Origin of the sequence: Streptomyces sp. NPDC056948 (genome assembly GCF_042674225.1) — a bacterium.
Lineage (GTDB): Bacteria > Actinomycetota > Actinomycetes > Streptomycetales > Streptomycetaceae > Streptomyces > Streptomyces purpurascens.
On the sequence record NZ_JBHUQX010000604.1, the window covers coordinates 1 to 4,186 of the forward strand.

A 4,186-nucleotide genomic window follows, 5' to 3' on the forward strand; every position below is an offset into this window, starting at 1 on the left:
GTCCATCAGGACCGGGGTCTCATTCCCGAGCGGACGACGAGGTTCGAACTCGCGACCTCAACCTTGGCAAGGTTGCGCTCTACCAGCTGAGCTACGTCCGCAATTGCCCCCGACCGGCTCTCACCGATCGGTGCGGGCACCAGCCTACCTGATCCACAGGAGTGGTCGGTACGGCGATGCAGAGCGGGTGACAGGAATCGCACACTGCGCCTTCCCCCTGGAAGGGGGATGTTCTACTACTGAACTACACCCGCATGTTTCCGTGAGCTGGGCCTTTCGGCCTCGCCCCTCGGCGTGCTCCAGACTCTAACTGATCAGCCCGGGTGCTGCGCAAGTCGGTTGCCGCGAGGGGCGGATGGCCGGCCGTCGGGCGGGGCTCACCGGGCCGTCATTGCGCGGCCGTGAACGCCTCGTAGACCTTCTTGGGGATGCGCCCGCGCGCGGGGACCTCCATCTTGTTGGCCTGGGCCCAGGCCCGCACGGCCGACGGGTCGGGGGCGACCTCCGTCTGCCGGTACGTCTTGCCCGAGCGGGACCGCTTGCGGCCGGCCTCCACGTAAGGCGCGAGCGCCTTCCGCAGTTCGTCGGCATTGCCTTTGTTCAGGTCGATCTCGTACGACTTGCCGTCCAGTCCGAAGGCGATCGTTTCCGCCGCTTCCGAGCCGTCGATGTCGTCAAAGAGAGTGACCACGACCTTCTGCGCCACGAATATCGGTCCCTTCCTGCGGCACTTGCCAATTCATTTGTACAGTGCCGTGCAATGCATTGTGAAGCCCGACTAAATCCTTCCGCGTGTCCGAACGCAATAGGTTTCGGGTGACGACCCGGAATCTTTCCCGGAAATTTTCGTGTGTGGACCCGACGATGCAGGATCGTGATGACCGTCACGTAGTTTCCTACAAGTCGACGCGCGTAGAAATTTTGTGCGGGTAGTCTGAAGGGACCTGCTCAGCACCACACACCGGGAGTGCCAGTGGCACGCGTCGTAGTCGACGTCATGCTCAAGCCGGAGATCCTCGACCCCCAGGGCCAGGCGGTGCAGCGCGCACTGCCGCGGCTGGGTTTCGAGGGGATCTCGGACGTCCGCCAGGGAAAGCGTTTCGAACTGGAAGTTGACGGGCCGGTCGACGAGGCCGCCCTCGCCCGCATTCACGATCTTGCGGAGTCCTTCCTCGCGAACACCGTGATCGAGGACTTCACCGTCCGGGTCGAGGAAGTCGCGGAGGCCGTGAAGTGACCGCTCGTATTGGCGTCGTCACTTTTCCCGGCAGTCTGGACGACCGGGACACGCAGCGCGCGATCCGGGTCGCGGGCGCAGAGCCGGTCGCCCTGTGGCACAAGGACAAGGACCTCAAGCAGGTCGACGCCGTGGTGCTGTGCGGTGGTTTCTCCTATGGCGACTATCTGCGCGCCGGGGCCATCGCCCGTTTCTCGCCGGTGATGGAGCCCCTGCTGGAGCAGGCGAAGGCCGGTCTGCCGGTGCTCGGTATCTGCAACGGCTTCCAGATCCTCACCGAGGCCCATCTGCTGCCGGGCACGATGCTGCGCAACGACCACCTGCACTTCATCTGCCGTGACCAGAAGCTGCGGGTGGAGAACGCCGAGACCTCCTGGACCACCGACTACACGGCCGGCCAGGAGATCCACATCCCGCTGAAGAACAACGACGGGCAGTACGTCGCCGACGCGTACACGCTCGACCGGCTCGAGGCCGAGGGCCGTGTCGCCTTCCGGTACCTGGACTTCAATCCCAACGGTTCCCAGCGGGACATCGCCGGCGTCAGCAACGAGGCCGGAAACGTGGTCGGTCTCATGCCGCACCCCGAGCACGCCGTCGAGCAGCTGATCGGTACCGGCCGTACCGACGGTCTGCCGTTCTTCACCTCGATCCTCAAGAAGCTGGTCAACGCATGAGCCGGACGCCTCTGGACACGGTCGAGCACGCGGCCGAGACCCCCGACGTCGAGCTGCCCTGGGCCGAACTCGGCCTGAAGAAGGACGAGTACGAGCGGGTCGTGGAGATCCTCGGCCGCCGTCCCACCGGGGCCGAGCTCGCCATGTACTCCGTCATGTGGTCCGAGCACTGCTCGTACAAGTCGTCGAAGGTGCATCTGCGCCAGTTCGGCGAGAAGGCCCCGCAGAGCGATGCGCTGCTCGTCGGCATCGGCGAGAACGCCGGTGTCGTGGACGTCGGCCAGGGCTACGCGGTCACCTTCAAGGTCGAGTCGCACAACCACCCGTCGTACGTGGAGCCCTACCAGGGCGCGGCCACGGGTGTGGGTGGCATCGTCCGCGACATCATCGCCATGGGCGCGCGGCCCGTCGCCGTCGTCGACCCGCTGCGCTTCGGCGCGGCCGACCACCCCGACACCAAGCGTGTGCTGCCGGGTGTCGTCGCCGGCATCGGCGGCTACGGCAACTGCCTGGGTCTGCCCAACATCGGCGGCGAGGTCGTCTTCGACTCCTGCTACCAGGGCAACCCGCTGGTCAACGCCGGTGCCATCGGTGTGATGCGGCACGAGGACATCCACCTCGCGAAGGCCTCCGGCACCGGCAACAAGGTCATCCTCTACGGGGCCCGGACCGGCGGTGACGGCATCGGCGGCGCCTCGATCCTGGCCTCCGAGACCTTCGACGACGCCAAGCCGTCGAAGCGCCCGGCCGTCCAGGTCGGCGACCCCTTCCAGGAGAAGCTCCTCATCGAGTGCACCCTGGAGGCCTTCCAGGAGAAGCTGGTCGTCGGCATCCAGGACCTCGGTGCCGCCGGTCTCTCCTGCGCCACCTCCGAGCTCGCCTCCAACGGCTCCGGCGGCATGCGCGTCACCCTCGACGACGTCCCGCTGCGCGACTCGACGCTCTCGCCCGAGGAAATCCTCATGAGCGAGTCGCAGGAGCGCATGTGCGCGGTCGTCGAGCCGGAGAAGGTCGACCGCTTCCTTGAGATCTGCGAGAAGTGGGACGTCATCGCCACCGTCATCGGTGAGGTGACCGACGGCGACCGCCTGGAGATCTACTGGCACGGCGGCAAGATCGTCGACGTCGACCCGCGCACGGTCGCGCACGAGGGCCCGGTCTACGAGCGCCCGTACGCCCGCCCGTCCTGGCAGGACACGCTCCAGGCGGACGACGCGAACAAGCTGCCGCGGCCGCGGACCGCCGAGGAGCTGAAGGACCAGGTCCTGAAGCTGGTCGGCTCCCCGAACCAGGCCTCCAAGTCCTGGATCACCTCGCAGTACGACCACTTCGTGCAGGGCAACACGGTCCTCGCCCAGCCCGAGGACTCCGGCATGATCCGGATCGACGAGGAGTCCGGCCTCGGCGTGGCCCTCGCGACCGACGGCAACGGCCGGTACGCGAAGCTGGACCCGTACCACGGCGCCCAGTTGGCGCTGGCGGAGGCGTACCGCAACGTCGCCACGACCGGCGCGAAGCCGCTCGCCGTCTCCGACTGCCTGAACTTCGGCTCGCCCGAGGACCCGGCGGTGATGTGGCAGTTCGCGGAGGCCGTGCGCGGTCTGGCCGACGCCTGTCAGCAGCTCGGCACCCCGGTGACCGGCGGCAACGTCTCCCTCTACAACCAGACGGGCGAGGCCGCCATCCACCCGACCCCGGTGGTCGCGGTCCTCGGCGTGATCGACGACGTGGCCCGCCGCACGCCGGTCGCCTTCCAGGAGGAGGGGCAGCTGCTCTACCTCCTCGGCGACACGCGTGAGGAGTTCGGCGGGTCGGCCTGGTCCCAGGTCGTGCACGACCACCTCGGCGGCCTGCCGCCCAAGGTCGACCTGGAGCGCGAGCGGCTGCTCGCCGAGATCCTGATCGCGGCCTCCCGCGACGGCATGGTCGACTCGGCGCACGACCTGTCCGACGGCGGTCTGATCCAGGCGGTCGTCGAGTCGGCGCTGCTGGGCGGCATCGGCGCCCGCCTGATCGTCCCGGACGGTCTGGACGCCTTCACCTTCCTCTTCTCGGAGTCGGCGGGCCGCGCGGTCGTGGCCGTGCCGCGTTCGGAGGAGCTCCGCTTCAACGACATGTGCGGTGCGCGGGGCCTCCCGGCCACCCGCATCGGTGTCGTCGACGGTGACTCGGTGGACGTCCAGGGCGAGTTCGCGCTCCCCCTGTCCGAGCTGCGCGAGACGCACGAGGCGACGATCCCGGCGCTGCTGGCGTAAGCCGGCCGTACGTCACG

4 protein-coding genes and 2 tRNA genes are annotated in these 4,186 nt (G+C 67.9%); 3 read left to right on the forward strand and 3 right to left on the reverse strand.

Annotated features, from left to right (window positions below; genetic code table 11):
* Positions 1-28: 28 nt before the first annotated feature.
* The 3 genes from ACFTZL_RS41975 to ACFTZL_RS41985 all read right to left on the reverse strand — a co-directional run bounded on the left by ACFTZL_RS41975 (position 29) and on the right by ACFTZL_RS41985 (position 706).
* Positions 29-101: transfer RNA gene (locus tag ACFTZL_RS41975), tRNA-Gly, on the reverse strand.
* Between the two features lie 81 nt (positions 102-182).
* Positions 183-254: transfer RNA gene (locus ACFTZL_RS41980), tRNA-Gly, on the reverse strand.
* A 134-nt stretch (positions 255-388) separates the two neighbouring features.
* Positions 389-706 carry an Lsr2 family protein gene (locus tag ACFTZL_RS41985; protein WP_382595000.1) on the reverse strand — a complete coding sequence of 106 codons (318 nt, stop codon included), beginning with the start codon at positions 704-706 and terminating at the stop codon, positions 389-391.
* 267 nt (positions 707-973) lie between these two features.
* Between ACFTZL_RS41985 and purS the strand changes: the two genes are divergently transcribed.
* Genes purS through purL form a run of 3 tightly spaced genes read left to right on the forward strand, consistent with a single transcriptional unit; the run spans position 974 to position 4,169 of the window.
* Positions 974-1,237, forward strand: coding sequence for a phosphoribosylformylglycinamidine synthase subunit PurS (purS, locus tag ACFTZL_RS41990; protein WP_010045045.1), 264 nt, complete (start codon positions 974-976; stop codon positions 1,235-1,237).
* On the forward strand, positions 1,234-1,914 hold the full coding sequence (gene purQ, locus ACFTZL_RS41995; protein ID WP_382595003.1) for a phosphoribosylformylglycinamidine synthase subunit PurQ: 681 nt from the start codon (positions 1,234-1,236) through the stop codon (positions 1,912-1,914). Before purS ends, purQ begins: the two co-directional genes overlap by 4 nt.
* The gene (gene purL, locus ACFTZL_RS42000) at positions 1,911-4,169 is read left to right on the forward strand and encodes a phosphoribosylformylglycinamidine synthase subunit PurL (RefSeq protein ID WP_382595005.1); all 2,259 of its coding nucleotides are present in this window, start codon (positions 1,911-1,913) and stop codon (positions 4,167-4,169) included. Before purQ ends, purL begins: the two co-directional genes overlap by 4 nt.
* The last annotated feature ends 17 nt before the right edge of the window (positions 4,170-4,186 follow it).

Excerpts from the sequence above, each read along its gene's own strand:
- purL (WP_382595005.1), top strand. The coding sequence starts at position 1,911 with ATGAGCCGGACGCCTCTGGACACGGTCGAGCACGCGGCCGAGACCCCC.